Annotated in this window: 2 protein-coding genes; both read right to left on the bottom strand. The window is 49.9% G+C overall.

All coding sequences use genetic code 11. The annotated features are described in order from the left end of the window. The coding region (locus tag EQY_RS0119815) for a phage integrase (protein WP_000027752.1) at nucleotides 1-404 on the bottom strand (404 nt) is incomplete at its 3' end. Between the two features lie 2 nt (nucleotides 405-406). Further along, a partial coding sequence (locus EQY_RS26915; RefSeq protein ID WP_000324189.1) for a hypothetical protein occupies nucleotides 407-675 on the bottom strand: 269 nt, incomplete at its 5' end.

Raw genomic sequence — 675 nt, forward strand, 5'->3', positions numbered from 1 at the left:
GTGAACATGGTAGACAGAACGCATAAGTCACGATTAATGCTGGATGGCATTAATCCGGCCTGTAATTTCTCTGACCGATACTCAAGCATAAATTTTTGCGTCATCTGGCTGGCGCGCGGATCTCCCATTTCACGAATCACTTTCTCCAGCCGGATCCTGTAGGTATCGCCGTAAGCCTGGTTACGGCCATCAAGCATCCACCATGTATCAAGCAGCTCTGATAATCGCCGCCGATCAGCAGGTTTAGCCAGCCATGGGTTGTTATGGAAATTCTGTAAAATATATTGTTCGAAGGCCTCTGCACTCCCTTTCCTGACAAAAATTTTACGTATCCGTTTGCCGTACGCCCCTTGTGGCCTGATATCGAGCAGCCATCGCCCATCATCCATCTTTCTGATCGACATACTTAAGCCCCCTCCTTGTTACTAAATATCCAGCATTTCAATACCTCCTTCTCTCTGGCCTCGGCTATCCCCCTCCCGGCGTTCGCCTGTCTGGATACCTCGCTACGGACGGGCTTGTATCCAATCAGCGATCGAGAACGGCCAGCCTTGAGAAGCTTTATCATTTCGGGATTGGTTTGGATCTTCACATGGTGAACGGCGGCAACCTGCTCAAGTTGCGGGATACTGACGGCAAACTCATTCTGCCGTCCCTTGCCAAAATGATTTACGC

Origin of the sequence: Escherichia sp. TW14182, assembly GCF_000208525.1 — a bacterium.
Classification (GTDB): Bacteria; Pseudomonadota; Gammaproteobacteria; order Enterobacterales; family Enterobacteriaceae; genus Escherichia; species Escherichia ruysiae.